The organism is Aliterella atlantica CENA595 (assembly GCF_000952155.1).
Classification (GTDB): domain Bacteria; phylum Cyanobacteriota; class Cyanobacteriia; order Cyanobacteriales; family Chroococcidiopsidaceae; genus Aliterella; species Aliterella atlantica.
In genome coordinates, this window is the sequence record NZ_JYON01000008.1 from 14,762 (window position 1) to 40,764 (window position 26,003).

26 protein-coding genes are annotated in these 26,003 nt (G+C 43.2%); 15 read left to right on the forward strand and 11 right to left on the reverse strand.

What is annotated here, in order from left to right; translation table 11 throughout:
• Nucleotides 1–18: 18 nt before the first annotated feature.
• From UH38_RS09205 to UH38_RS26710, 6 genes are all read right to left on the reverse strand, one after another.
• Complete coding sequence (locus UH38_RS09205) at nt 19–621, reverse strand: hypothetical protein (RefSeq protein WP_052672317.1); 603 nt, start codon at nt 619–621, stop codon at nt 19–21.
• Between the two features lie 283 nt (nt 622–904).
• Complete coding sequence (locus UH38_RS09210; protein WP_045054366.1) at nt 905–1,888, reverse strand: RNA polymerase sigma factor, RpoD/SigA family; 984 nt, start codon at nt 1,886–1,888, stop codon at nt 905–907.
• A 467-nt stretch (nt 1,889–2,355) separates the two neighbouring features.
• A complete protein-coding gene (locus UH38_RS09215; RefSeq protein ID WP_045054367.1) occupies nt 2,356–4,077 on the reverse strand; it encodes a helicase HerA domain-containing protein in 1,722 nt (573 codons plus the stop codon).
• 114 nt (nt 4,078–4,191) lie between these two features.
• Entirely contained in the window at nt 4,192–4,986 is a 795-nt protein-coding gene (locus tag UH38_RS09220; protein WP_045054368.1) for a glutathione S-transferase, read from the reverse strand.
• A 177-nt stretch (nt 4,987–5,163) separates the two neighbouring features.
• Nucleotides 5,164–5,445, reverse strand: coding sequence for a GlsB/YeaQ/YmgE family stress response membrane protein (locus UH38_RS09225; protein ID WP_045054369.1), 282 nt, complete (start codon nt 5,443–5,445; stop codon nt 5,164–5,166).
• Nucleotides 5,446–5,655: 210 nt separating this feature from the next.
• On the reverse strand, nt 5,656–5,805 hold the full coding sequence (locus UH38_RS26710; RefSeq protein ID WP_235355143.1) for a hypothetical protein: 150 nt from the start codon (nt 5,803–5,805) through the stop codon (nt 5,656–5,658).
• A 131-nt stretch (nt 5,806–5,936) separates the two neighbouring features.
• Here UH38_RS26710 and UH38_RS09230 point away from each other — a divergent pair, with 131 nt between their 5' ends.
• A complete protein-coding gene (locus UH38_RS09230) occupies nt 5,937–6,704 on the forward strand; it encodes a fasciclin domain-containing protein (protein ID WP_045054370.1) in 768 nt (255 codons plus the stop codon).
• A 134-nt stretch (nt 6,705–6,838) separates the two neighbouring features.
• Here the strand turns inward: UH38_RS09230 and UH38_RS09235 are convergent, their stop codons facing one another.
• Nucleotides 6,839–7,417: a GNAT family N-acetyltransferase gene (locus tag UH38_RS09235; protein WP_235355145.1), complete on the reverse strand. Its 579-nt coding sequence runs from the start codon at nt 7,415–7,417 to the stop codon at nt 6,839–6,841.
• A 56-nt stretch (nt 7,418–7,473) separates the two neighbouring features.
• Here UH38_RS09235 and UH38_RS09240 point away from each other — a divergent pair, with 56 nt between their 5' ends.
• Nucleotides 7,474–8,664, forward strand: coding sequence for a glycosyltransferase (locus UH38_RS09240; RefSeq protein ID WP_045054372.1), 1,191 nt, complete (start codon nt 7,474–7,476; stop codon nt 8,662–8,664).
• Nucleotides 8,665–8,673: 9 nt separating this feature from the next.
• On the opposite strand, the gene UH38_RS09245 is transcribed toward UH38_RS09240, so the two are convergent.
• The gene (locus UH38_RS09245; protein ID WP_045054373.1) at nt 8,674–9,369 is read right to left on the reverse strand and encodes a carbonic anhydrase; all 696 of its coding nucleotides are present in this window, start codon (nt 9,367–9,369) and stop codon (nt 8,674–8,676) included.
• Nucleotides 9,370–9,577: 208 nt separating this feature from the next.
• On the opposite strand from UH38_RS09245, the gene UH38_RS09250 reads away from it, so the two are divergent.
• The gene (locus tag UH38_RS09250) at nt 9,578–10,243 is read left to right on the forward strand and encodes a hypothetical protein (protein ID WP_045054374.1); all 666 of its coding nucleotides are present in this window, start codon (nt 9,578–9,580) and stop codon (nt 10,241–10,243) included.
• A 76-nt stretch (nt 10,244–10,319) separates the two neighbouring features.
• On the opposite strand, the gene ylqF is transcribed toward UH38_RS09250, so the two are convergent.
• The gene (ylqF, locus tag UH38_RS09255; protein ID WP_045054375.1) at nt 10,320–11,186 is read right to left on the reverse strand and encodes a ribosome biogenesis GTPase YlqF; all 867 of its coding nucleotides are present in this window, start codon (nt 11,184–11,186) and stop codon (nt 10,320–10,322) included.
• 181 nt (nt 11,187–11,367) lie between these two features.
• Nucleotides 11,368–11,778, reverse strand: a complete 411-nt coding sequence (locus UH38_RS09260) for a universal stress protein (RefSeq protein ID WP_045054376.1) — start codon at nt 11,776–11,778, stop codon at nt 11,368–11,370.
• Nucleotides 11,779–11,869: 91 nt separating this feature from the next.
• On the opposite strand from UH38_RS09260, the gene UH38_RS09265 reads away from it, so the two are divergent.
• The 12 genes from UH38_RS09265 to UH38_RS09320 all read left to right on the forward strand — a co-directional run bounded on the left by UH38_RS09265 (nt 11,870) and on the right by UH38_RS09320 (nt 24,356).
• Nucleotides 11,870–13,072 carry a phosphoglycerate kinase gene (locus UH38_RS09265; protein ID WP_045054377.1) on the forward strand — a complete coding sequence of 401 codons (1,203 nt, stop codon included), beginning with the start codon at nt 11,870–11,872 and terminating at the stop codon, nt 13,070–13,072.
• Nucleotides 13,073–13,265: 193 nt separating this feature from the next.
• On the forward strand, nt 13,266–13,610 hold the full coding sequence (locus tag UH38_RS09270; RefSeq protein ID WP_045054378.1) for a hypothetical protein: 345 nt from the start codon (nt 13,266–13,268) through the stop codon (nt 13,608–13,610).
• An 84-nt stretch (nt 13,611–13,694) separates the two neighbouring features.
• A complete protein-coding gene (locus UH38_RS09275) occupies nt 13,695–14,192 on the forward strand; it encodes a DUF4385 domain-containing protein (RefSeq protein WP_045054379.1) in 498 nt (165 codons plus the stop codon).
• 34 nt (nt 14,193–14,226) lie between these two features.
• On the forward strand, nt 14,227–14,652 hold the full coding sequence (locus tag UH38_RS09280) for a DUF4079 family protein (RefSeq protein WP_045054380.1): 426 nt from the start codon (nt 14,227–14,229) through the stop codon (nt 14,650–14,652).
• Nucleotides 14,653–15,352: 700 nt separating this feature from the next.
• Nucleotides 15,353–18,853 (forward strand): ATP-binding protein, encoded by a 3,501-nt coding sequence (locus UH38_RS28440; protein ID WP_052672318.1) that lies wholly within the window; start codon nt 15,353–15,355, stop codon nt 18,851–18,853.
• A gap of 33 nt (nt 18,854–18,886) precedes the next feature.
• On the forward strand, nt 18,887–20,662 hold the full coding sequence (gene mrdA, locus UH38_RS09290) for a penicillin-binding protein 2 (protein WP_045054381.1): 1,776 nt from the start codon (nt 18,887–18,889) through the stop codon (nt 20,660–20,662).
• A gap of 144 nt (nt 20,663–20,806) precedes the next feature.
• A complete protein-coding gene (rpsO, locus tag UH38_RS09295) occupies nt 20,807–21,076 on the forward strand; it encodes a 30S ribosomal protein S15 (RefSeq protein ID WP_045054382.1) in 270 nt (89 codons plus the stop codon).
• A gap of 16 nt (nt 21,077–21,092) precedes the next feature.
• Nucleotides 21,093–21,632 (forward strand): PAM68 family protein, encoded by a 540-nt coding sequence (locus tag UH38_RS09300; RefSeq protein ID WP_045054383.1) that lies wholly within the window; start codon nt 21,093–21,095, stop codon nt 21,630–21,632.
• A 167-nt stretch (nt 21,633–21,799) separates the two neighbouring features.
• Nucleotides 21,800–22,858, forward strand: coding sequence for a 3-deoxy-7-phosphoheptulonate synthase (gene aroF / locus UH38_RS09305; RefSeq protein WP_045054384.1), 1,059 nt, complete (start codon nt 21,800–21,802; stop codon nt 22,856–22,858).
• Between the two features lie 45 nt (nt 22,859–22,903).
• The gene (sipA, locus tag UH38_RS09310) at nt 22,904–23,140 is read left to right on the forward strand and encodes a regulatory protein SipA (RefSeq protein WP_045054385.1); all 237 of its coding nucleotides are present in this window, start codon (nt 22,904–22,906) and stop codon (nt 23,138–23,140) included.
• Between the two features lie 38 nt (nt 23,141–23,178).
• The gene (locus UH38_RS09315) at nt 23,179–23,730 is read left to right on the forward strand and encodes a peroxiredoxin (RefSeq protein ID WP_045054490.1); all 552 of its coding nucleotides are present in this window, start codon (nt 23,179–23,181) and stop codon (nt 23,728–23,730) included.
• A gap of 197 nt (nt 23,731–23,927) precedes the next feature.
• The gene (locus UH38_RS09320; protein ID WP_045054386.1) at nt 23,928–24,356 is read left to right on the forward strand and encodes a hypothetical protein; all 429 of its coding nucleotides are present in this window, start codon (nt 23,928–23,930) and stop codon (nt 24,354–24,356) included.
• On the opposite strand, the gene UH38_RS09325 is transcribed toward UH38_RS09320, so the two are convergent.
• The gene (locus UH38_RS09325) at nt 24,353–25,963 is read right to left on the reverse strand and encodes a bifunctional lysylphosphatidylglycerol flippase/synthetase MprF (RefSeq protein ID WP_407640445.1); all 1,611 of its coding nucleotides are present in this window, start codon (nt 25,961–25,963) and stop codon (nt 24,353–24,355) included. The genes UH38_RS09320 and UH38_RS09325 overlap by 4 nt on opposite strands.
• Between the last annotated feature and the right edge of the window lie 40 nt (nt 25,964–26,003).

The following is a 26,003-nucleotide window of genomic DNA, read 5'->3' on the forward strand; positions in this document are numbered from 1 at the left end:
GCCTTGCAACACACCCTACTATTGCTGGTAGTTACTTTTGCAGGCTGCCAAGATTTGTCTGTCGCTTGAAGTTACAGTATTTATCTGGTGGTAGTTTTGCAGCGCTACTGAGTAGGGAGTAGAAACTGTACTATCGATATCGTCTCCCATTGGGCTAGCGTTAATTGCTGCTACTTGGTGGTTATTGCTCACACCAGATGGATCGGGATATGCTTCTGTTTCTGGTCCCTCAGCTAGCAACAATGCTAACTCTCCGGCTGTAATTGTCCCGTTGAAACAATTAAATTCGGAATGAGGTAGATAAAATGCTCCAATTACCTTACCTCTATTGACTTCCAATACTATATACTCTTGACCTACTTGCTGCGGTTGCGGCGATTGACCATATAAGTAAATACCATCTTTATCTGGTAATTTGCCTTTAATTGCATTATCAGACTGTTTAACCATGCTTTGACCCCGAATAGCAACTTTAACTTGGTGCAGTTGTGGTAGCTCTTTTGTCAAAGCTGGCTTAGTAGCGCCCGTAAAAATACTGAGAACTACAAATAAGCTAGTTACTGAGGCTGTACTGAAATGATGCCGTCCTAAAAAAAACTTAATAATGTGGTCAAGCATCATATCTACCTCTAATAGTTGGCTTTAATTTAAAAATATTTTGTGTTTGTCATATTTAAAGCATACCCAACTTGCTATGCTTTCTTATTACTTCAAAAGTGAGACTTTTATTTCCGTAATAATTAGTAACTTTGACGAAGTAGTTGATTTTACTGAGATTAAGCCTTGCCAGAAATTAGCACCATACAAAAAAGCACCTCCTCCAGCGAGGAGATGCATTATTAAATACACAAAGTCTTTAATTAGTATTGTGTATTGTAAAGTTTGTGTAGACTCTGTTTACAAACTAGCTAGCAATATATTCCTGCACGTTCTCGCGGCGGCGGCGCAAGTGTGCTAAGGCTTGATGCTCTAGTTGGCGCACTCTTTCCCGACTGAGGTTGAGCCGTTCGCCAACTTTGGCTAAAGATAGTTCGTTTCCATCTTGCAAACCAAAGCGCAGACTAAGAACTTCTCGCTGCTGCGGTGTCAGTTCTGCTAACAGAGTATCGATATCTTGACGTAAGGATTCTTGCGTCATGTAATGATCTGGAGATGGTCCTTCGTCTTCTAGCAAGTCTTGCAACTCGGTATCTTGGTTGTCTCCAACGCGGATATCTAGCGACACTGGCTGACGAGAAAGATTCAAATACTCGCGGATTTGAGCAGGTTCAAGCTCAAGAGCTTCGGCAATTTCCCCAGCATTGGGCGATCGCCCCAAGGTTTGCGCTAGCTCGCGCTGCACTTTCTTGATCTTATTGAGCTTCTCGGTAATATGGATGGGAAGCCTAATCGTGCGAGCTTGTTGAGCGATCGCACGGGTAATTGCTTGGCGAATCCACCAGTAAGCATACGTCGAGAACTTATAACCGCGCATGGGGTCAAACTTCTCTACGCCGCGCTCTAATCCCATAGTTCCTTCTTGGATCAAATCCAAAAATTCCATGTTGCGCTTCTGATACTTTTTCGCGATCGCCACAACTAAGCGCAGGTTCGCTTCGATCATTTTCTGCTTGGCTCTTTGTCCGCGCCGAATTACATCTTCAACTTCGGCTTCGGGCAATTCTACTTTTGCCGCCCATTGACTAAGCGTAGGTTCGCTGCCTAATTTCTTGGCTAGAGCCTCTTTAGCTTCAATCAGCGACATCATGTGCTGCACCTGCTTACCGTAAACAATCTCTTGTTCGCGGGTTAATAGCGGTACTCTACCAATCTCCCGCAGATAGGTACGAACCATATCAGCCGTGAACTTGGTCGGGGGTGTTTCAGTTTTGGTGTTAACAGTGGGCATTGGTGCGTCGTCAACTCCGTAGACAATTGGATTGCTGAATGGCTAAAGCTGGACGGGAACAGCGTTACTTATTTATATCTGGACATTAGCTAAATATTGCTTGACTTACATCCTACAGAAGGTGTAGAGACGCTATTTCTATAAGGTAAGTTTCCCGTCGGCTATGAAAATTTGCATCTACTAAGGATTCATTTGTTTGTAACTCAAGAAGTGAGTTGGAATAACTTGAAGTCGATATGACTTTAGTATAATACAGATTGAGCTATGCGAACAAGTTTTTGCAAAAGTATTTTTTCTAGGGTAAAGGTAGCTAGATTGCCTTTAACTTGGCGAATAAGAGGCGATCGCGCTACTCTTTATATGATCGCTCGAAAGCCTGGTAAATAGGTACTAGAAAGCAGCCGGATAACCGAACTTTTGGCTGCTAGATATTACGAATAAGGTGCGTTGACTTGCAACGCACCCTACTAAAAGCCTAAATCGGCTTTAGCAAGTTCGGCGGCAGCGAACAGTTCTTCGTCTGGCTTTTCTTCCCAGGCGGTATCGCCAATTTCTGAGTAGAATTTTTCATCGTAAGGACGAGTTCTAACTACAACAGGCATAGGGACAGCATGACCTAGAATTAAAGCTTGTTGCTTAGAGTCGAGTTTTGCCAGTACCGATCGCAAAGCTTGTCCGCCAGATACGCCTGTAAAAATTGCCTCAATATCTTTCTCGTCGTTGAGTAAAGCTGTAATCCGCGTGCCGATTTGGGACATGACTTCGTTATCGATTCCCGATGGGCGCTGATCTACTACCAGCAACGTCACAAAGTATTTACGCATTTCGCGGGCAATGATGCCGAAAATAGTTTGCCTAACAGTAGCAGGATCGAGGAAACGGTGTGCCTCTTCAATCGTAATTACTAACGGGTGGGGGCGATCGCTAGTTTTTTTCGTTTGCAAAAACTGCTCTGCTTTATGAACGTAATGCTGGTGAATGCGGCGGGAAATCAAATTAGTTGCCAGCATATATGACAGCATATTTGACTGCGAACCAAATTCTATGACTACGTGCTTGCCAGCCGTTAACGACTCCAATATTTGATTGATGTAATTATGCGGACAAGCAGAGCGCATATACTTGAGATCGTCCAAACGGCTGAGTTTGCGCTGCAATGCCATAATTGAAGACTTATTTCCCCGCTTTTCATCGCAAAATACTTGAATATCCTCATTACTCATACCCAATAACTGAGTAATCCAGGTCTTGCCAAACTCATTGCGGAGAATTAGGGCATTTTCTAAGCTAGCGTCGGATAAATTCAACTCACTCTTGACCAGCATGATATCTTCGACTTCAATTTGGTCGTAACTGAGGTAAAGTTCTTGAGCATCGCGTACGCCTCTACGCCTAGTAGAAGCTGGATCTAGCGTGTAAACTTGCACCTTACCTGGAAATAGCTGGCGCAAGCCTTTGACGGTACTAAATTGCTTGCCTTCCGATACTGCTTCCCAACCGTACTCAGAATGCATATCAAAAATTAAGTTCACCGCCGCTTGCTTGCGAATAATCCCCGACAGCAGCAACCTAGTTAAAAATGATTTCCCAGTACCCGACTTACCAAACACGCCGTTGCTGCGCTCGACAAAGCGGTCTAAATCGATGCAAATAGGGACATCCATATCTAGCGGCTGACCGATCGCAAAATTGCGCCTTGTGGGGTCATCTTCCCAACCAAACACCGCCCGAAAGTCTCGTTCGCTAGCATCGTAAACTTGGCTAAAGTGGCTGGGGATAGTTTTTACTGGTAGCAGTTCCATATTGCTGCTACTTTGCGGCTGAAACGAAGCTAAACCTGTTGAACCATTTTGCTGAGATTTACCATTAGTTGCAAACAATGGTTCTTCAACTTCAGGTGTAAACATCAACATCGGCGTGAGGTTAACAGTTCCATAAGTACCGCTACCTGCTAAGACTTCGCGCATAAAGTCGTCATTAGGAGCAGGCGGATTTGCCACAATCCGAGGGCTAGAAGTTCCTAAAGTAACATCAGTAAGCATACAGAAGAAGCGCGATCGCACGCCTTCTACGACCAGAAATTTGCCCACCCGCATATCTTCCACCAATACATCGGGGTGCAAGCGTACTTCTAATCCCTGACTGAGAGATCCTTGTGTAACTGAACCTAAAGGCTGTCCCAAATTCATGTATTAACTGCATATGCGGGTTATTGGCTTATCTTATAGCCAATAGCTACTAACCGTCAGCCTTTTGGTAAAAATAGTGGGGTGCGTTGCCAGGCAACACACCCTACAATTGTCTCAATCAATACTAATCGCCGTTGGCGCTGAACCTGTTGTCGTCGAGGAACCTGGTGTTAGTTTGCGAAATTGGCTGTATAAGCGATCGCGCCAGGCAAAAAATGGCTGATATGCTAAGTTATCTGCTAATCCTGGTATCCCTTTGCCTCTGACGCTAGCTGGTAGATTTAGATAAGGTCCATCAGGGAATTTAATGAGCATCGATAGTCCTGCTACTGATAAATCTGCTAGGGTAATGCGATCGCCTACTAAGTAAGGACTATCGGCTAGTAATAGGCACAATGCTTCTAAATCTTGCTGCAAATCGTTTTCGGCTGATTTGACTACATCGGGACTGTAACCGACACCAAAGCCTAAAATCTTGAGTATATCGTTGGGAACGACTTCAAATATGCCTTTAATTAGATCGGGTGTTGTTGTGGGTAGTAATGCTTTGCGGAAATTTTGATCTTGACTTAACGCGCCAAACAAAGCTTTACGGCTTTTAATCCCGATTGACTCATCTGCCCATTCTTCTATTAATAGACACATTCCTCGTTGTTTGGGGTCGGTAGGAATTAATGGGCGATCGGGATACTGTCTATCTAAGTATTTAGCAATTTCGGTTGAATCTGCAACTATATTACTGCCATCTTTGATTACTGGTACTTTCCGCTGCCCTGTCATCCGAAACAAGTCTACTTGCCCAATTCCTGGCGTTACTTCTATTTTGCGGTAATCTAAGCCCTTATAATCTAGAATTAAACGGACTTTTTCCGAATACTGGGACAATTCAAACTGGTACAGTTCAATCATTTCTCTCTCCTCACTATCAAAAGTTGACCAATGTAAATTGCTGGTTTGCAAAAGCGTATTTTTATTTTTACTACATTTATAATTTATTAGTTTTTTTCTTTATTGTTTAATAACAAACACTCCCTCAGACATAGCTTGAGGGAGTGTGAATAACTATATAATTCATCAAACTTTTGCTTACGCAGTCCGACGTGTGAGCAAGCCCCAGATGAATAGAAGGACAATCGCGCCAAGCACTGCAAAAATAACGCTAGGTAATGTTAAAGCACCTACTGAAGCTGCTGCTGCACCGCCACTGTACGGGAATAGCAAACCTCCTAACCAACCACCAACTAATGCACCGAGAATACCTAAAATCATTGTTGCTAGAATGCCACCGCCTTGGTGTCCTGGATAGATAGCTTTAGCGATCGCTCCAGCAATTAAACCCAATACAACCCACGCTAATAAACCCCACATATTTTTTCTCCCTCTTTTTCGTTTTCGCTAATCTTATTTCGTTATGTATAAGCTATCACTTAGACTTGAGTATTTCCCTCTACCGCAAGTAATAACCTCAAGGCAGAGAAACTCCCTTAATATTTATTAGCTAACTTAGCGATTTATTTTGATAAAGATACTATTAAATATTTGGTTTTCAAAAATTATTGAACGAGCAATTAACTTTGCTTAACCTGAGATTATTTCTACTTCTAATGACGTATAAAAATCTAATTTTGGCGATCGCTCTGAGTATTTACCGTACAAATGCTTGTATTTGTGCTGACTGCAAGTAAGCTTGTAGCTAGTGCGAGTAGCGATCGCCAGAAAAACCCGCATAAGCGATCGCATCGCTGCTAAATATATCTATCTCTAGCTAGATGTTGGCGATCGTTTGTGAAAAATGTTTGTATATTTATCCGTAAATGTTGTAAAAATTAACAAGTCCTGGAAATAAGAGGAAAGCAACAGTGAGCGCAAAACAAAATCGCGATAATTTGCTCAAAAAGGCAGCTTGTATAATTGGCGTAGCTGGAGCCAGTATTATAATTGGTTTTCCCCTACAGGCACAGCAGTCAGGGGGCGGAGGAGCGCTAAATCCTAGTCCGAGTATTTTCAACGAACCTCCTTATAACCGCAGAGGCACAGGCGCTACAACGCCAACACCAGATACTACTAGCCCTTCAACAACGCCTCCAGCAACAACACCAGATACTACTAGCCCTTCAACAACGCCTCCAGCAACAACACCAGATACTACTACTCCTACTCCTGATGCTACTACGCCGCCTCCTGCTGGCGGTGCATCAAGTGGAAGTGGAACAGAAAACGTAGTAGCTTTAGCTGCTGCTAATGGTTCGTTTAAGACGCTAACAGCAGCCTTAAAAGCTGCTGACTTGACTACAACTTTAGAAGGAACAGGACCATTTACAGTTTTTGCACCTACAGATGCAGCTTTCGCGGCTTTACCTCAAGAAGCCTTGCAAGAACTGCTCAAGCCAGAAAATAAAGCTTTACTGGCTAAAATTTTGACTTATCACGTAGTTCCTGGCAATGTTGCATCTACCGATCTCAAGTCAGGAACAGTCAAAACAGTTGAAGGCGGTGCAATTAACGTTAAAGTCGATCCGGCTACTGGTGTAACGGTGAACGAAGCGAAAGTAGTTCAGCCTGATATCAAAGCTAGCAACGGCGTAATTCACGTAATCGACAAGGTGATCTTGCCACCAGACATTTAACAGTGACCAGTGACCAGTGACCAGTAACCAGTTATTACTTCACTCTTTGTTGGGTTTAAGTCCCCCACCAAACGCCTGGTCACTGATAACGGCTTTAAGTAAGGCTCATTCAAATTGAATTTTGAATGAGTTTTTTATTTACAGTTAGTTTGCCAATCTTGTTTGAGAATTGAGTAAATTTTCACATCGTAGAAACTGCCTTTGGCAAGGAGATCTTGGCGCAATATACCTTCAAATTGCATTCCTACTTTTTCCATTACTCTTGCTGAGGCTGTGTTAGCAATGACACATTTAGCTTCAATGCGATTGAGCTTCATCAGGCAAAAACCGAAGCCAAAAAGCAATCGTACAGCTTCAGGCATATATCCTTGACCCCAATATTTACTAGATAGCGCGTAGCCAATTTCTGCACGCCTAGCTGTAGCAATCCAATTTGTAAAGCCACAAGTACCGATAACTTTGTTGTCTGCTTTGCAAACAATTCCCCAGGCAGCTAATTGATGGTTGCGATATTGGGCGATGACTGATTCAATAAATTGTTTGCTCTGGTTAATTGATTGATGTGCTGACCATGTAGCATACTGAGAAACTTGAGGATCGGCAGCGTACTCAAAAATATCGACAGCATCATTTAAGTTAAGGCTGCGTAGTAAAAGACGTTGAGTTTCTAATACTGGTAAGTTATTCATCAAATATGTAATTTTGTTAGCCAATCTCTATATCAACTTTAAGATCGAATAACGCTATTGTTATGTTTGGGCTAAATTAGATGAAGCTAAGTCTGTGCGCGATCGCCAAAAATGAGGAAGCTACTCTACCCAAATGCCTCAGCAGCGTTCGAGGTGTAGTAGATGAAATAGTTTTGCTCGATACAGGTTCGAGCGATCGCACAATAGAAGTTGCTCAAAATTTTGGTGCAAGGGTATATACCTACCAGTGGTGCAATGATTTTTCAGCGGCGCGAAATGAAGCTTTAAAGTACGTGCAAGGCGATTGGGTTTTGGTATTAGACGCTGATGAGGTGCTAGTACCCGAAATTGTCCCTAGTCTCAAGCAAGCAATAAATAGCGATTTTTATTTGGTAATTAACTTACTACGCCTTGAAGTTGGCGCTGCACAATCTCCTTATTCTTTAGTTTCTCGGTTATTTCGCCGTCACCCTCATATATATTTTTCCCGTCCCTATCACGCGCTAATCGATGATAGTGTGGGACTAATTTTAGATCGAGAACCTTATTGGCAAATAGGTAACTTACCAGAAGTAGCGATTTTGCATGAAGGCTATCAAAAAAATGCGATCGCTTCCCAAAACAAGTTTGCCAAAGCCAGAAGCGCAATGGAAGGCTTTTTAGCGCATCATCCTGACGATCCTTATGTTTGCAGCAAGTTAGGCGCTTTATATGTAGAATCTGACTTAACTACACAAGGTATAGAGTTGTTAGAACGTGGACTTCGCTCTACATCAGTCAGCGCCGATATTTTGTACGAGTTGCACTATCACTTAGGTATTGCTTACAATCGCTTGCAACAAACGCAAAAAGCTATATTTCATTACCAAGCTGCGATCGATCTTGATGTCTATCCAATGCTCAAACTTGGTGCATACAATAATTTAGGTTCTTTAAAACGTGCAAGTGGAGACGTGATTGGCGCAAAAACCGATTATGAAATGGCTCTTGCTATCGATCCTAACTTTGCTATGGGTTATTTCAACTTAGGAATAACTTGGAAAGCTTTAGGCAAACTAAATGAAGCGATCGCAGCTTACAACAAAGCGATCGTTATTAATCCTGATTATGCAGAAGCTTATCAAAATTTGGGAGTAGTGTTGCTTAAAGGTGGATTGGTGACAGAGAGTTTAGCAGCGTTTAAACAAGCGATCGCACTGCACGCACAACACAATCCTATAGCAGCCCAGCAACTTCGCCAAGGACTGATAGACATGGGTTTTTCTGTATAGTTTGATTGCTCAAGCAACAATAGTTACCTTACCAGTATCTAGATCGTAACGACCGCCAACAATTTTTAGCTGGTTTTGCTCCAGCAATCGAGTTAGGGTTGGCGATGTTTTTAACAGTTCAACTTGATATTGAACGTTGGCGACAACTGCATTTTCAACTGCATCGCCAGATTTATCTTTGACTCTAGCAACAGCAGGCTGAATATCTGCAACAAAAGAGCCAATTTTGCCAGATAGTGATTTACCCGTTACTGCGGCTGTCACCGCGCCACATCTTTCATGACCTAGCACGACAATTAACTGCGAACCCAATATGTCTGTAGAGTATTCCAAACTACCCACAACTCGATCGCTAGCAACATTACCAGCAATTCGCACTACAAATAAATCTCCTAAACCTTGGTCAAAAATAATTTCTGCAGCGACACGCGAATCAGCGCAAGTAAGCAGCGACGCAAATGGGTATTGATTATTAGCAGTTTCTTCCAAGCGCAAGCGAGATTGATGGGGACTTTGGCGTTTTTGCTGCACGAACCGTTGATTTCCAGCTAATAGCCGCTCTAAAGCTGCGTCAGGACTAACAAATTGCATCTCTTGCGCCGCTACCTCAGACGACAGAAATAGACTGCTAGCGGTGGCGACAATACTGCATCCAGCTACTTTGACAAAAGTACGACGAGCGATCGCCCGATTAGTCCAACCCATTCGCTCTTTTACCATTAACAACAGGCGCAACACATATCTATATCAAGCCTGAGTAGTAATCATTGCACAATCTGGTATTTAGATGTTCATCCCCCTTGTAATGCGCGAATTAAAAATTACGAATTACGAATTACGAATTACGAATTATTAAAATTCCCCTCTTAAAGTAAGCTAGAAAAAGTATTATTTGATTAAATGTGGTTTTACGGTGCAAAATTCCTCTCCAGCCAACCTTACAATTGCTAAACTCCTAGAAGTTGATGCCGATCTAGCCGCACAAGAAGTTGAACTAAGCACTCAACTTCAATCGCTTCAAGAGAAACGTCACAGCCTCAAAACTGTGATTGCTATGTTTGCTCCTGGAGATACCGCTACTAAACCAGTTGAGCCAAAACAGCTAGAATCTTCTCCTGCACCAGTGGAATCACCACAGATTGAAGATAAGCCAGAAACAACTGTTGGAGAAACAGAATTAGACGAGCCAGCGATAAATACTACTAAGGCTCCAGCAACCCCTCAGAAACAGCAAAACAAGAATTCGTCTTCTGCTAGCAGCAAGCAAGCGAAGAAACCTACAGCCACCAAAAAGTCAAGTAAAGAGCCAGAAACTTGGCATTATTATCTGCAAGATGAGTTTAGCAATGCTACTTTAGCGCAAGCCGTATCTGAAGTTATGCAACAGCAAGAAGATCGGGTACTAGATATTGCCACAATTTTAAAAGCCATCTTTGTCGATGAAATTCCTAAAGCAGTACGCAGCACAGCACGAGAGCGTGTTTCTAACGTTCTCTCAGTTGGTGCTAAACAAGGAAAATGGTATCGAGGACAATTAGGTAAGTACAGTATGTCAAAAGCTGCACTTAAGAACACTTAACTCAGCGATCGCTCGTTGCCAATATGCGCTAATCGATTTCCTCAAAACTGCAACAAAATAAGTAGCTGAATAAATCTTATGCATTCGGCGGTACTTCCAGAGCGATCGCCCCTAATGCACCTTTACGAAAATCTGTCAACAACTGTCTTGCAGTACGTTCTACGTCTCCTTTATGGCGTTTTTCGGCTAAAGCGTGCAGGTAATCTTCGGCTGTCATAGTTACAGCATCGAGTTCGTAGCGAGTATATAGCGGGTTATGAGGCAAAAAATCTGCGGCAGTTTCGCCTAATTGTTGTAAGAGATTGATAAGGGCGATCGCAACTCTTTGATTATCATAAGCAGCATCGCCAATATCATCGCAAATAGCTAATTTAAACGCAGCCAGTTGATTATTTAACTTAATGGGAATAATCCCTGGAGCATCTAATAGTTCCAATTGCTCGGAAATTCTTACCCACCGCAACTGACGAGTTACACCAGCACGCGCCGCACTTTCTACTACGCGCCGATTTAACAAACGATTGATCAAAGCCGACTTGCCCACATTCGGAAACCCAATTACCACCGCCCGAACGGGACGAGGTAACATTCCACGACTAACACGCCGTTGATTGAGTTCTACACCAGTTTGCTGCGCTGCCTTGGCTACAGCAGCTACACCTTTACCTGCTTGAGCATTAGTAAAATAAGGCTGTTCCCCCTGCTGTCTAAACCATCTTTCCCAAGCTTGCTGTGCTTGTGGCAAGATAGCATCTACACGGTTTAGTACCAACACCCGCGCCTTATTACCCAACCATTCTTGGACTTGGGGATGATGAGTCGCCAGAGGAATGCGCGTGTCGCGTACCTCTAAAACTACATCCACAAGCTTTAGCTGCTCTTTAAGCGCCTTTTCTGCCTTAGCGATGTGACCTGGATACCACTGGATGGGGGGAGTTGTCATGAGGGAGGAAGGGGAGACTTTTACAGTGACCAGTGACCAGTAACCAGTGACCAGTTAAGAACCAGTAGCTAGTTACTGTTAATTGTTTGGAAGATTAACTATCTCATCATCATCCGTTATTGGTTATCAGCTACTTAGACTAGAGTATTTTTCTCTTTCTCTTTCACCTGGTCACTGATTTCTAGGGAACAATAAGGACTGGACAAGGGGAAAGGTTAATAACTCGGTTGGTAACGCTTTCTGATGCGCCTTCTTCGGTTAACCCTAAGCCTCGACAGCCCATGATAATTAAATTTGCACCTATTTCATCGGCTACATCGCAGATTGTAAAAGCAGGTTTGCCTTCTCTTTCGATTACTTCAGCTTGGATTCCTTGCTGATTAAATAAAGATTGGGCAGTTTGGAGTAACTTGGCAACGGCTTCTGGAGATGCCATTACCTCTGCACTTGGCGGTTCTTCAGTCGATGGCGATTCTAATACTGATAGCAGAATTAACCGACTGTTGTACTGGTTGACAACGTTGGCAACTACTTCAACCGCTTCTCTTGCTTCTCGGCTTTGGTCGATGGGAAACAAAATAGTCTTAAACATTAACAGACACCTACGATACCTAGCTCCGGTAGAATTGTGGACGGCGCTAAACAGTTGACAAAACTAAAAACGCAATCAGGAGGTTAACGCTGTGTCCAAAAAAACTTTAGCAAATTTATCATCATCAGACTTATCAGGCAAACGTGCCTTAGTACGAGTAGATTTTAATGTGCCTTTGGATGACCAAGGCAACATCACCGATGATACTCGGATTCGGTTTGCTTTACCTACTATTCAAGATTTAACCAAAAAAGGCGCTAAGGTAATTTTAGCTAGCCATTTTGGTCGTCCCAAGGGTGTAGATGATAAGTTGCGCCTTACTCCAGTTGCCAAGCGCTTATCGGAATTACTCGGTCAAGATGTAATTAAGTGCGATGACTGTATTGGCGATGAAGTCGCAGCCAAAGTATCAACCATGCAAAATGGTCAGGTACTTATGCTAGAAAATGTCCGCTTCCACCCAGAAGAGGAAAAAAATGACCCCGAATTTGCCAAACAGCTAGCTGCAAATGCCGATTTGTACGTTAATGACGCATTTGGTACAGCACACCGCGCTCATGCTTCCACTGAGGGCGTAACTCACTACCTCAGCCCTTCGGTTGCTGGCTACTTGATTGACAAAGAATTGCAATATTTGCAAAGTGCGATTGATAATCCTCAGCGTCCTTTAGCGGCAATTATTGGCGGCTCAAAGGTTTCTAGCAAAATTGGCGTAATTGAGACTCTGCTCGATAAATGTGACAAGCTGCTGCTAGGCGGTGGCATGATTTTCACGTTCTATAAAGCTCGTGGTATCAATGTCGGTAAGTCTTTGGTAGAAGAGGACAAGCTAGAATTGGCTAAGTCTTTGGAAGCCAAGGCAAAAGAGCGCGGCGTTGCCTTTTTGCTGCCTACTGATGTAGTTGTTGCTGATAAGTTTGCGGCTGATGCTAATGCTCAAACTGTAAGTATCGACAATATCCCCGATGATGGCATGGGTTTAGATATTGGTCCTGATTCTGTGAAAACTTTCCAAGACGCGCTAGCTGATTGCAAAAGCGTGATTTGGAACGGTCCTATGGGTGTATTTGAGTTTGATAAGTTCGCTAAAGGAACTGAAGCAATCGCTTACTCTCTAGCTGAATTAACCAAAAAGGATGCTACTACTATCATCGGCGGCGGTGACTCTGTTGCTGCTGTGGAAAAGGTCGGACTTGCTGACCAAATGAGCCATATTTCTACTGGCGGCGGCGCTAGCTTGGAATTGCTTGAAGGCAAGGAACTTCCTGGTATTGCTGCATTAGATGATGCATAAGCAAATTTAGTCTAGTTAAGCGGTTGCAGTTCTACTTGCGAACTGTAACCGCTTATTTTTGCCAATATACGCTCAAAGGTAGAAGGCTTGAGTAGCGATCGCCCCTTACGATGCTTGTCAGTCTTGAATTTAATGCCTGTGCTTTAGGTGCATATCTGCATTGATTTCACCCAAAAATAAGGAGTAAGTTTATATGCAGCCGATTTTTTCAATGTTAACCAATGCTTTTCGGCAAGTTTTAGTAATTTTGCTGATTGGCTTTATTAGTCTATCAAGTTTATTTGTTGTCAGCACTCAAGCTAGTTTCGCCGCAACTCCCAATCAGAAGCTAATCCAGCAGGAGAATTTAGATAAACAAAGTCAATCTGCAAGCGATCGCGAACAAGCTTATGAGGAGCAAATCAAGGCTGCTGAAGACCCAGATAAAGTTTTTAGCGAAAATTTGAAGGAATACAGAAAAGAAAATCCTGGTGAAAATGTCTTAGAAAAAGCTGCAGAAGGTGCAGAAAAAATAGTTGAGAAGGTTACTGGTAAATAGTAAATAATGTCTAATTCATAATTTAATTGCTAAAACTCCTGCTAATTAAATTATGAATTACGAATTACGAATTACGAATTATTTATGCTTCCCTTTGACTATTCTTTAGATTTTAAAAATATTGATTTTCGTACTTCTCCTGAGCTATATCGAGTCGGTAAAGGCGAACAAGGCGTACTTTTAGTAGAACCTTATAAATCAGAAATTCTCCCCTATTGGCGCTTTAAAAATCCAGAAATTGCTAAACAATCTAGCGAACAAATATATAAAATGTTCCTAGATTATCTCGATCGCGATGATTTTATTGGTGCAGATATGGCACGAAAGTTTCTGCAAATGGGTTATACGCGATCGCGCAGATATGCAAATCATAAAAGTGGCAATAAATTCAAGCAAAATCCCCAAAAGGAACCAACTAAAGAAGCTTTAATGGCAGCGAGACAAAATGTCTTACCCTATGAAGTAGATCCAATTAAAGCTGAATCTGCAGCAATTTTTAAAGCAAAATGGATAGAAGCAAAGACAAATAGTCAATATCTCCAACTACTAGCTAAACATAAACTAATGTACGAAAAAGAGTAGTTATAATAAAACTAAGGTTTTTGAAATAAATTTTGTGAGTTTAAATTGGAGATTGTTAGTTCATCCTAGTAGCGGGTTATTAGTTGTATTGCTATCGACGATTGTTGCAGTCTATGGCTGGCGTTACCGTAATGCTCGATTAGGGAAAAGCGGTAAAGATGTAATAGAAACTTTCAACATCCAAAAAGTTCACAAACGCTTAGGCATTACACTACTATCATTAACTGTAATCGTCTGGTTGGTAGAACTGGCGATTAACTTTAAAATGGTTAACAATGCTACTCATTCTCTCGGAGCGATCGCTTTAGTTGTATTATTAGCTACTAGCGCCACTATTATCCTAAAATTCCGTCGCCGCCGCTGGGCTAGTCCCGTTCACCTCACTTTGAACGGTATCATTCTTGTAATAATAACAGTACAGTTATTATCAGGAATAAAAATACTAAACTATCTATTCTAGATTGATGAGTAAATAGTCTTAATTTACCGTTCTGATTTAAGTGTTTATCTCAGGATAACATATCATTTTTCTACCTTAACAAAGATGTCAACGAATAAACCAATCTTGGGTAGTAAAAATGATTCTGATAAGAGCGATTAACTCAAGAATTTATATGTCATCAAATATAAATATATAGAAAAGATTGGCGTAACCGAAAAGTAGGATAAAGAGCTTAAAAAAAATACAAAATCGCGTGCGATCGCCCTCTAAACTAAGATATGCACCGAACAGTGGCTTTTTCTTTAATTTACGCAGCGAACGTATTTTGTATAAAAAATTGCTTATTGCTATAAAAAAACACTCTCAACCCTAAGTATTTGGCATAGATCGACAGTAAAGCGATCGCTAAGGAAAAGGAGATTTTTCACTACATTTGATATATACGAACTATCATATAAATAGATAATTTGTAAACACATCATGTTTATCCTAAAAATCTTATCTTAAAAAGCTCTGAAAGAGCGAGATATCCAGAAGCATGATTTGGATAGGAAAATAACTATCCTTAATTGCAAAGATTATACGTGGCACTTGACAGCGTCAGGGACACGTCGCGCATTACATACCCTCAAGCCAAACTTTTCTTACTTATTGTCGGCTCCGATAGGAGAACGCATAGGCATCGCATTTGAGAAAATAATCTTGAAGCTACATCAACATGACCTACTCTCAAGCCAATGTGACAACGCCTGACTTTCGAGTTTTATTTGAGTCAGCCCCAAACTTGTATATAGTCTTAACGCCCGACTTGACAATCGCAGCAGCTAGCGATGCCTACTTGCGGGCTACGCAGACAAAACGGGAGGAAATTATCGGGCGCTATGTCTTTGATGTTTTTCCAGACAATCCTGAAGAAATCAGTGCTACAGGGGTTTATAATTGGCGAAATTCGCTAGAACTCGTGTTAAAGCATCGGGTTGCGCATACTATGGCGGTGCAGAAGTACGACGTTCGTCGCCCAGAATCAGCAGGAGGCGGATTTGAAGAAAAGTATTGGAGTCCAATCAATTCACCAGTTTTTGGAGCAAATGGCGAGATTACCCATATCATCCATCGAACTGAGGACGTAACCGAGTTTGTCAAGCTTAAACAACAGGGAAATAAGCAGCTTGAAATAGAGCAAGAGCTACAAGAGACAATCAAGCAGATGGGAACTGAAATCTATTTGCGATCGCAAGAGTTGCAAAAAGTAAACAGACAGCTACGCTTGGCTAACGAGGCTTTAGCGGAATTAGACCGCGCCAAAACTGTATTCTTCAACAACATCAGTCACGAGTTTCGCACGCCCTTGTCGCTGATGCTCGGTCCCCTTGAAGATATTTTATCCAATTCAAGTTCGCTAAACGTTTCAGAACGCGGACAATTGGAGATGGTACACCGCAATAGCCTCCGCTTACTCAAACTGGTAAATACCTTGCTAGACTTTGCCCGCATTGAGGCAGGCAGAATGCAGGCTGTCTACAAACAGGTAGATTTAGCAAGTTTCACAGCAGAACTAGCAAGTGTATTTCGTTCGGCAATAGAAAGAGCAGGATTGAGTTTTCAAGTTGATTGCCCGCCACTTGACAAGCCAATTTTTATCGACAGCGAAATGTGGGAAAAAATTGTTTTGAACCTGCTGTCAAATGCCCTAAAATTTACTTTCACTGGAGAAATTGCTGTCAAATTGCAAGCAGTAGGCGATGGCGTTGAGCTAACGGTGCGCGATACTGGTACAGGTATTCCAGCCCCAGAGTTACCCCATATATTTGAACGCTTCCACCGCATCCAGGGGGCGCGATCGCGCACTCACGAAGGTTCGGGGATTGGTTTGGCGTTAGTACAAGAATTAGTCAAGTTACACGGCGGTACAGTGCGCGTGTCGAGCGTAGTAGGAGAAGGAACGACTTTCACTGTAGTAATTCCCACTGGATCTGCCCATTTGCGATCGCAACCTATGTTAGCACCTGATAACCTCCAACCACCTGTTACTAAGGCTGCCGATTATGTAGGGGAAGCATGGCGCTGGCAGCCAGCAAATGGTTGGGACAACGTTGTCGGCACAGAAGAAACTTACAAATACCATCTAGGCGTGCATTCCTCTAGCGCTCGCATTCTGCTAGTAGACGATAACGCAGATATGCGCGGTTATGTCAAGCGTTTACTTAGCCCTGCTTATGAAGTAGAGGCGGTAGCTGATGGAGAAGCAGCACTTATTGCCGTACGCGAACGGATGCCAGATTTGGTACTAACAGACGTGATGATGCCCAAGTTAAATGGGTTCGAGCTACTGCAAGCTTTACGTAACGATCCAGATACTAAAGAACTGCCAATTATTCTGCTATCTGCGCGTGCAGGAGAAGAATCCCGCATTGAAGGACTTGAAGCTGGAGCAGACGACTACTTAATTAAACCTTTTTCTGCGCGTGAATTGCTAGCTCGCGTCCGCGCCAATTTAGAGATGAGCCACGTGCGCCAAGAAGCATCAAAACGGATAGAAGTTGAGCGTGCCTTCTTGGCAGCAGTCTTGCAGCAGATGCCTGCGGCGGTAATGATTGCCGAAGCTCCTTCAGGGCGGCTGCTCCTCAGCAACGAGCAGGTAGAAAAGATTTTGCGCCATCCTGTTTTGTCAACTGCTAATTTTGAGGGATACGACCAGTACAAAGGTTTTTACCCAGATGGGCAACCTTACAAACTCAACGATTTGCCCTTGGTACGGGCGGCGATTAAAGGCGAGGTAGTTGTAGGTGAGGAGATTGAATATCAATGCGGTGATGGCGTTCGGCGCACTATGCACGCTAACGCCGCGCCAATTTGCGATCGCTCAGGAAAAATAATTGCTGGAGTGCTAACATTTGCAGATATTACAGAGCGCAAACAAGCCGAAAAAGCGCTCCAGCACCTTAATACCAACTTAGAAAACTTAGTAAGCGAGCGCACTGCTCAATTACAACAGGCTTTAGACTTTGAAGCAACGCTCAAACGCCTTGTCGATAAAGTCAAGGGTAGCCTTGACGAACATCAAATTATTCAAACTGCCGTACAAGAACTAGCCCTCGTACTTGACATCATCTGTTGCGATGCGGCGATGTACGACCTTGAGGCTAGAACTTCAACTATTTGCTATTCATACACAGTTTCTAGCAAAATTGACACGCCAACAACGCCCTCCTCTATAGGGTGCGTCGTGCAAATGGATGACTTGCCTGAGTTTTATCGCCAACTGTTGCAAGGTGAGTATTTTCAATATTGTCACCTAACTTGCGATCCAATCCGCAGCCAGATGGCAGTGCTATCTTGTCCGATTGTTGACGATCGCACAGTGCTAGGAGATTTATGGCTGTTCAATCGCAAAAACTATGCTTTTGACGAATTGGAAATTAGATTAGTGCAGCAAGTAGCCAATCAATGCGCGATCGCAATTCGCCAAGCTCGATTGTACGCTACTGCTACAGCCCAAGTTGAGGAACTAGAAAAACTCAATGCTCTTAAAGACGACTTTTTGAGTACCGTTTCTCACGAATTGCGGACTCCGATTACAAATATGAAAATGGCGATCCAAATGCTCAAAATGTCTCCTAATCCTGAAAAGCAATCGCGCTACTTAGAGATTTTGCAAGCAGAATGCGATCGTGAAAGCCAACTTATTAACGAACTACTAGATTTACAACGGCTAGAAGCTGGCTCTTATTCGCTCTTTCTTAACGACGCGATCGATCTAGAAAAAATGGTAGCCGAGCTAATTGAGCCGTTTCGCGTCCGCACTGGGGAACGCCAGCAAACTTTACAACTAAATCTTCCCCCCATGCCCCTAATAATTTCCGATCGCGCCAGCTTGGAGAGGATATTAGCAGAACTACTGAATAATGCCTGCAAATACACTCCACGAGGTGGGGAAATTGTCTTGAGCATTTGCTACCAAGCTAGCGAAGCCGCAACTTTATTTACGGTCAGTAATTCAGTAGAAATCCCTGAAAATCAGTTGGCACATATTTTCGATAAATTCTATCGCGTTCCCAACGCCGACCCCTGGAAACAAGGAGGTACTGGGTTAGGATTAGCCCTGATCCAAAAGCTAATTGAGCAACTACAAGGTACGATCGAAGTTGAAAACGCTCAAGGATGGACTACTTTTTCCGTCCTGCTACCCAACCAACTACCTAAATGCGATCGCCTGTAAAATCGCCTAAGCTTAGATTTTATTATCCCCAATATGTCCTTTTTGCGGTCTGCTCGGATTAACAAAAATGTCACTACCCGTAATGTAGGTAAAAACTACCAGTCATTATTTATCATGCTGGGCATAAGTTTAGCAATGTTTGGTGGGATTGGTAGCCGCCTTGCTTACCTGCAAATAATGGAAGGGACGCGCTATCGCCAGCAAGCGGAAAGCAACCGGATTCGGACTTTACCCAAACAACCAGAACGCGGTAACATCTTCGACCGTCACGGCAAAATCTTAGCTAGCAGCCGTCTATCTCATGCCGTGTACGTATGGCCAATGGCTCCCAAAAACGTAGAATGGACAGCGACAAGAAAACGCCTAGCTCAAATTCTGCATACACCCGAAGCAGAAATTCAAAAGCGTTTAGATAAAGCAGGTTACAACTCGCCTACATTAGTGAGAGTAGCGCGGGATCTCAATCAAGCCCAAATTACCGCCCTTGCAGAATATCACAACCAACTAAAAGACGTTGAAGTATATATTGAAGCTGTAAGAGAGTATCCCAATCGGCAAATAGCCGCCCACGTCCTCGGTTATACCGGAGAAATGAGCGACAAAGAATTAGCCAAAAAGCGCAAGCAAGGCTATCGTTTGGGCGATATAGTCGGACAAATGGGAGTAGAATCCGCCTTTGAGCAAAAGCTAAGAGGAGAATGGGGCGGTCAGCAAGTAGAAGTAGATGGCAAAGGGCGAATTATTCGCATAGTCGGACGAAAACAGGCAAAAACAGGGCAAGATGTCCATTTAACCTTAGACTTAAACGTACAAAAAGCAGCAGAAAAAGCATTAGGAAATCGTCAAGGAGCGATCGTTGCTTTAGATCCGCGTAACGGCGCAGTTCTAGCAATGGTTAGCCGCCCAGATTTCGACCCTAACATCTTTACCAAACGCATCACCTCCAGCCAGTGGAAAAGCTTGCAAAGCAAAGACCATCCTTTCGTCAACCGCGCCTTAAGGGGTTTTCCGCCAGCTAGTACGTACAAAATTATTACCACAACAGCAGGGATCGAATCAGGCAAATTTGCTCCCAATACCGTACTTTCCACCTACGCTTGCATGAATATTGGCGGTACTAGATTTTGTGATTGGAACCTAGCAGGATTTGGACCTTTAGGCTTTGCAGGGGCGCTAGCATGGAGTAGCGATACATTCTTTTATCAAATAGGCAGAGGTATAGGCGGATCGACATTAATTGACTGGACGCGCCGCTATGGTTTTGGCAAGAAAACAGGCATAGAACTAGCCTCAGAAGAAGCACGTGGCTTAGTTGCAGACGATAAATGGAAGCGGGAAAACCTAGATTTACCCTGGAGTGTAGGCGATACCGTGAATATGTCTATCGGGCAAGGATTTTTGCAAGTAACGCCCCTGCAAGTAGCAATGATGTTCGCCGTACCTGCCAATGGCGGCTATCTAATCCAGCCACACTTATTAAAAGATAATGAAGAAGCCAAATCCTGGCGCAAATCTTTAAATCTCAAGCCAGACACCGTACGCGTGTTGCGTCAAGGCTTGCGCCAAGTAGTAGATGGCGGTACAGGCAAAGCGTTAAACTCGCCTACAATTCCGCCAGCATCCGGTAAAAGTGGCACAGCAGAAGCATTTGGCAACAAATCGCATACATGGTTTGGCGGTTATGCACCCAGCAACAAGCCCGAAATTGTCGTTGTCGCCTTCGCCGAACATTCTGGTGGTGGCGGTGGAAAAATTTGTGCGCCAATGGTATTGCAAGTAATGGAAGCTTACTTTAAAAACAAGAAGTAGGAAATTTTCTCCCTCCTGCTTGTAGATGAGGGGACAAGGGGGACAAGGAAGAAAATAATTTAATTCTCCCCATCCCCCAATCTCGCCACCTAAGAGACTGTGGTAATATGGTAAATTGCTGCATTAATCAAAAACTAACTTTTTATGGCACTGACGCAACAGCGCAAACAGGAATTAATCGCTGACTATCAAGTTCACGAAACTGATACAGGCTCCTCTGAAGTTCAAATTGCTATGCTAACTGAGCGGATTAACCGCCTGAGCGAACACCTTAAAGCAAATCAACAAGACCATTCATCCCGACGTGGATTATTGAAAATCATTGGTCAACGCAAACAACTTCTTGCCTACGTGCAAAAGTCAAACAAGGAAAAATATCAAGCATTGATCGCTCGCTTGGGCATTCGCGGTTAAACAAGGAGTTGAACTAATGGCTGCCGAACCCCAGCGCAATCCTCTACCTTTTGAACCGAGTAAAAAGACAGCAAAAGCAGGGAAACCTGCGAATAAATCTGAAAAACCTGCTAGCAAGCCTGCAAAAACTGCTAGCAAACCAGAGAAAAAACAGCCTAGCGTTAGCAAACCACAATCAAAAGCCGCTGTAAGTAGCAAAAAGACTGAAAAAGCGCCACCATTTACCAAAGAAGAAATGGCAGTGCCAAAAGTAGTTAGCGATCGCATGGCGCGGCGGATGGCAGTATTTTGTGGCGTACCAACAGTTCTAGGTATGGCAACGCTAATTGCTGGCTATATCGTCCTAAGTCGTGGTTGGTTTCATCCTCCCCATGTAACTGTATTGCTAGTAAGTATGGGCTTTTTGGGTTTGAGCGTGTTAGGTCTTACTTATGGCATACTTTCTGCTTCTTGGGATGAGGAAGTAGCAGGCAGTAAACTCGGTTGGCAAGAATTTACTGTAAATTGGGGACGCATGATGTCAGCTTGGCGTTCGACTCGGCAAAAAAACGTTTAACTCGTGCTAGCAGCACCTACATAGCCCAAAGTTATAATTAATATATAATCAGGGCTAAAAAATCAAAAATATTCGCAAATTTCACTTGCATTCACTCCCCTGTTATTTAATAGGGGAGTGTTAGATTTTTATTTAGGCTCGGATATTTGTAGATATAGGAATCTAAAATGATTGTGGTCATGAAAAGCGGTTCGCCCGAAGCTGAGATTGCCCGCATCAGCGAAGAATTAAGCGATCGCGGTTTAACTCCAGAAAAAATTATTGGCAAGCATAAAGTAGTAATCGGCTTAGTCGGCGAAACTGCTAGCCTCGATCCTTTACAAATCCAAGAAACAAGTCCCTGGATCGAACAAGTTTTGCGTGTAGAACAACCTTTCAAACGAGCTAGTTTAGAATTTCGTCACGGACAAGCAAGCGATGTCGTAGTCGATACTCCCAGCGGCGCAGTACACTTTGGGCAAAACCATCCAGTTGTAGTTGTTGCTGGTCCTTGTTCCGTTGAAAATGAAACAATGATTGTCGAAACAGCACGGCGCGTCAAAGCCGCCGGAGCGCAATTTTTGCGTGGTGGCGCATACAAACCCCGTACATCTCCCTACGCTTTCCAAGGACACGGCGAGAGTGCTTTAGAATTGCTAGCTGCAGCGCGAACGGAGACAAGACTTGGCATTATTACCGAAGTTATGGATGCAGCAGAACTCGACAAAATCGCATCTGTAGCAGATGTAGTGCAAGTAGGCGCGAGAAATATGCAGAACTTCTCGCTGCTCAAAAAAGTCGGCGCACAGCCAAAACCCGTTTTACTCAAGCGAGGAATGTCTGCAACGATTGAAGAATGGCTAATGGCAGCAGAATACATTATGGCAGCAGGCAACCCAAATGTAATTCTTTGCGAAAGGGGAATACGCACGTTTGACCGCCAGTATGCCCGCAATACTCTAGACTTATCTGTAATCCCAGTTTTAAGATCGCTAACTCACTTACCGATTATGATTGACCCCAGTCACGGTACGGGAAAAGCGGAATATGTCCCCTCAATGGCACTAGCAGCGATCGCCGCAGGGACAGATTCGTTAATGATAGAGGTTCACCCCAACCCCGCTAAGGCTCTATCTGATGGTCCTCAATCGTTGACTCCAGACCGTTTTGACCATTTGATGTCGGAACTTGCTGTCATTGGCAAAGCTGTTAATCGTTGGCAGCAACCGAGCGTACTTGCTTATTAATTTAAGTTTAGGGGTGCAATAATTGCACCCTGCAAAGGCTAAATTATGTCTCAAGAATTTACTATCGGCGCACAAGTTAGAGTTGTCGCCCTTCCTCCTTATCTCAAAACTGCCGAACCAATGCCAATGCTTCGTCCTGCCGATATCATATCGCTAGGGGAAGAAGGCACGGTTAGCGATCGCCGTCCTGGTGGCTATTGGGCTGTACGCTTTACCAAAGGTACTTTTCTCATTGACAGTCAGTATCTAGAAGTAGCAGCTACGCCCAAACATACAGATTGATTGGTAAGCTTAAAATAAGTTTACAATTGGTTAATAAAATGCGATCGCGTCGTACTGCCCTTAGTCTCATCTTGGCTATTTGTCTAACATTCCTTAGCTGGTTGAACGTACCAGCAGCTAGCGCTATAGGCGGCAAATTGCCTCCTGTAGATCGCCCTGCCCCTGAATTTACCTTACCGACAAATACAGGCGACGGCAAAGTTTCCTTGTCTGATTATGCAGGCAAATGGGTAGTAGTATATTTTTACCCCAAAGACTTTACCGAAGGCTGCACAATCGAAGCGCGACGGTTTCAGCAAGATTTACCCAAATATATCGATAGAAACGCGCAAATTATTGGCATTAGCGCAGATTCAGTAGAATCTCATGCCGAGTTTTGCGACTCGGAAGGCTTAAAGTTTCCCTTACTAGCTGATACAACAGGCGAAGTTAGTAAAGCCTACGGTTCGTGGCTGGGTATTGCATCAGTGCGTCATAGTTTTATCATCGATCCTCAAGGCATCTTGCGCGAGACATTTGTAAAAGTAAATCCTATAGTTCATAGCATGGAAGTGTTAGCCAGGCTTGACCAAATAATTCGTAATTCGTAATTCGTAATTCGTAATTAATTTGGGTACACGTCCCCACCAAAAATCTTTAATGCAAGGTAGTCTTCAATTGGTAGCACGTTCTTCGCGTACTGACTAATTCGCGAATTGCCGCTTTGCGGCTTGACGAATTGCAGGCAGCTAATTCATAATTTCAGCATGAGTTGGGCGATCGCTACCATCGGTACTAGAGGCAAGTAATGAATTTAGAACCAGACGCAGAGCCAAATATCATTACTAGCGATCGCTCACCAGTGGAGTTGCTGCGAGATACAGAAGGCTTGCTACGGCGTAAAACTGTAGCCACATTAGTGCCAATATTGCCGCAAAATTTAGCTACTAACTTGCAGAAAACTTCCTTATTAGCTGAAAACTCGCTGCAACAGCTAGCAGAAATCGAGCTAGAACAAATTACAGATGACGACTTACAAGCCTCAAGAATTATTGCAGGTTTAACTTTTGTTGGCTTTGGAGCGCTAACACTAGCAATACTAACTTTGTATCTATATTCTTTGCATCCCGAACTAAGTACGATAGAGCAAGTAAGAAACTATTGGCATCAATATATTTGGTTAGTTAGCTTAGGCGTAGCTGGAATGTTTATGCTCGGTAGAGAGGCAATGCGCTAGAGATCGGGTTTGAAATAGTCCCACAAGCGATCGCCAGAATCAGCCCTGACTAAACACGTAATTATACTTGGCAAAGCCGTTAAAGTAGGATAAATCAAATAGCGCGGCTGCCATTGGGGATTAAACTTATCTTTGAATGAGTGCAGCCCTTCAAAGCTATAAAACTGGTTGAGGTGGGCGCTAAGGTAATGCAAAACTCTTTCTAGATGCGGCGATCCTTTGGTTTCTCCAACTCCAGATAAGGCTGATAAGCCTAAATTGAAACTGTCGTAGCCCAATTTTTGATATTGTTGCAGCATAGAAGCAAAGAGAAATTCCATCGTGCCATTTTCTACCTCCAGCCGTCGCCGCATCAAGTCTATAGTTACTTCTTTACCTTGATAAGCAGGAAATATATTAGCAAAAGCGCAAATATCCCCGTTGGAAGTATGTACCGCTACCACTTGAGAATTTCGCACGTAGTCATCAGTAAACCAACCTACAGAAAACCTTTTTTCTGCGCCATGCATCAACTGCAACCATTCATTGCTGACGACTTTAAGTTGTTCTAATATGCGATCGCTAATTGGTGGAGTGTAAAACGCAAACTCATGTCCGGTTTTAGTTAAACGATTGATCGCAGTTCTCAAATTTTGATTAGCTTTACCTTTGAGCGAAAACTTATGCAGATCGATAATTGCTTCTTCGCCGATTTGCAAGCTGCGAAAGCCTAAAGATTTGTATAAATCTATACTGTCAGGCGAAGTTTGATAGAAAGCAGGATACCAATCATTGCGAGCGCAAAAGTGTTGAAAACCAATAATAGCTTCGCGTCTATCTGCAATTGCACCAATAGGATCGCCTAAAGCGATCGCGCTGTGTCCTTTGGCTACGTAAGAAATTGTACTTGCACCAGAAGGACTAAAATAGTATGCTTTGTCATCAAGTAAAGCCAGCCTAGCTAAAAAAGACTGACCGTACTCTTGGGCGATCGCTTTTGCTCGTTTTCTGTCTACAGCATCAGAGCGATCGTGCAGTAAGACAGGTCGTAGCAACATGATTAAAGCATAACTAAGCGTAGCAAATCCGATGATATAAATTGAATTAGCAAAAAACTCGCCAAATTGCGTTTTTGGCTGTAACCCTGCATTATCCTCGGTAAAAAACATTGCCAAAGTTTGGCTAACTGCATTTTGAAGATCGAAGTTAACAGAATATTGGCGATCGAGGATATAAAAACCTGCTATGCCATAAGCTAATGTAAACAGCAAAGCACCAATTAATGCTTTAATTCCTTGAGTAATAGCAGGGCGATCGCTATTGGCTGTAAATACATTCCGCATCAACAATAATTGCACGATCAAAGCCCCAGCTAGCAAGCTTTCTTCATAATCTAAGCCTTTGACTAAATGGCTGATTATAGAAATAATTAGTAATCCCACAGTTAGCAACCAAGCAACCCGCTTGCGTCTGAGCAAATTAGCTGAGAGCATCAGCAGAATAAAGCCAGTAATGGCGGCAAACATACGTCCTGTGGCGCGAATTGGAAAAGTATAAAACCCATCTAGCCATTGAATCCGGTCATAATAGCTAAGAGACACAGCCGATAGGAGGTTGACTACTCCCATCAAAGCTGTCACTAGCGCTGCTATCCACAGCCAAATTCGA

Coding starts and splice junctions, on each gene's coding strand:
- UH38_RS09205 (WP_052672317.1), bottom strand. CDS start 621: ATGATGCTTGACCACATTATTAAGTTTTTTTTAGGACGGCATCATTTC.
- UH38_RS09210 (WP_045054366.1), bottom strand. CDS start 1,888: ATGCCCACTGTTAACACCAAAACTGAAACACCCCCGACCAAGTTCACG.
- UH38_RS09215 (WP_045054367.1), bottom strand. CDS start 4,077: ATGAATTTGGGACAGCCTTTAGGTTCAGTTACACAAGGATCTCTCAGT.
- UH38_RS09220 (WP_045054368.1), bottom strand. CDS start 4,986: ATGATTGAACTGTACCAGTTTGAATTGTCCCAGTATTCGGAAAAAGTC.
- UH38_RS09225 (WP_045054369.1), bottom strand. CDS start 5,445: ATGTGGGGTTTATTAGCGTGGGTTGTATTGGGTTTAATTGCTGGAGCG.
- UH38_RS26710 (WP_235355143.1), bottom strand. CDS start 5,805: ATGCGGGTTTTTCTGGCGATCGCTACTCGCACTAGCTACAAGCTTACT.
- UH38_RS09240 (WP_045054372.1), top strand. CDS start 7,474: ATGAAGCTAAGTCTGTGCGCGATCGCCAAAAATGAGGAAGCTACTCTA.
- UH38_RS09245 (WP_045054373.1), bottom strand. CDS start 9,369: ATGGGTTGGACTAATCGGGCGATCGCTCGTCGTACTTTTGTCAAAGTA.
- ylqF (WP_045054375.1), bottom strand. CDS start 11,186: ATGACAACTCCCCCCATCCAGTGGTATCCAGGTCACATCGCTAAGGCA.
- UH38_RS09260 (WP_045054376.1), bottom strand. CDS start 11,778: ATGTTTAAGACTATTTTGTTTCCCATCGACCAAAGCCGAGAAGCAAGA.
- UH38_RS09270 (WP_045054378.1), top strand. CDS start 13,266: ATGCAGCCGATTTTTTCAATGTTAACCAATGCTTTTCGGCAAGTTTTA.
- UH38_RS09275 (WP_045054379.1), top strand. CDS start 13,695: ATGCTTCCCTTTGACTATTCTTTAGATTTTAAAAATATTGATTTTCGT.
- UH38_RS28440 (WP_052672318.1), top strand. CDS start 15,353: ATGACCTACTCTCAAGCCAATGTGACAACGCCTGACTTTCGAGTTTTA.
- mrdA (WP_045054381.1), top strand. CDS start 18,887: ATGTCCTTTTTGCGGTCTGCTCGGATTAACAAAAATGTCACTACCCGT.
- rpsO (WP_045054382.1), top strand. CDS start 20,807: ATGGCACTGACGCAACAGCGCAAACAGGAATTAATCGCTGACTATCAA.
- UH38_RS09300 (WP_045054383.1), top strand. CDS start 21,093: ATGGCTGCCGAACCCCAGCGCAATCCTCTACCTTTTGAACCGAGTAAA.
- aroF (WP_045054384.1), top strand. CDS start 21,800: ATGATTGTGGTCATGAAAAGCGGTTCGCCCGAAGCTGAGATTGCCCGC.
- sipA (WP_045054385.1), top strand. CDS start 22,904: ATGTCTCAAGAATTTACTATCGGCGCACAAGTTAGAGTTGTCGCCCTT.
- UH38_RS09315 (WP_045054490.1), top strand. CDS start 23,179: ATGCGATCGCGTCGTACTGCCCTTAGTCTCATCTTGGCTATTTGTCTA.
- UH38_RS09320 (WP_045054386.1), top strand. CDS start 23,928: ATGAATTTAGAACCAGACGCAGAGCCAAATATCATTACTAGCGATCGC.
- UH38_RS09325 (WP_407640445.1), bottom strand. CDS start 25,963: ATGGGAGTAGTCAACCTCCTATCGGCTGTGTCTCTTAGCTATTATGAC.